General features: G+C 44.3%; 1 protein-coding gene. It reads right to left on the bottom strand.

All coding sequences use genetic code 11. The features are described 5' to 3' along the window. On the bottom strand, positions 1–296 hold a 296-nt coding region (locus B7695_RS11115), incomplete at both ends, for a MiiA motif-containing surface protein (protein ID WP_474104098.1).

The following is a 296-nucleotide window of genomic DNA, read 5'->3' on the forward strand; positions in this document are numbered from 1 at the left end:
TAATTGCGTTATCTGATGATTTCTTAACTGTATCACCTGATGGAATTACGGCTGTGCTGCCATCTGGGAAGGTGACTGTTGTTGTGCCATCTTTGCCAACTTTAACATCTGTTACTGTTGGGTTTGATTTCTTAACTGCTTCTGCTACCTTAGCTTTTTCTGCTTCAGTCAAGTTGCTTGGATCTACGACTGGTGTTACCGCTGGTTTAGCTGGAGCTTTTGTATCCTTAGTTGCGGTTGCTGGAGCACTTGGTTCTGACACATTTCCTGCTGGATCTGTTGCTTTCGCTGTTACG

The organism is Streptococcus mitis (genome assembly GCF_002096845.1).
Classification (GTDB): Bacteria; Bacillota; Bacilli; order Lactobacillales; family Streptococcaceae; genus Streptococcus; species Streptococcus mitis_A.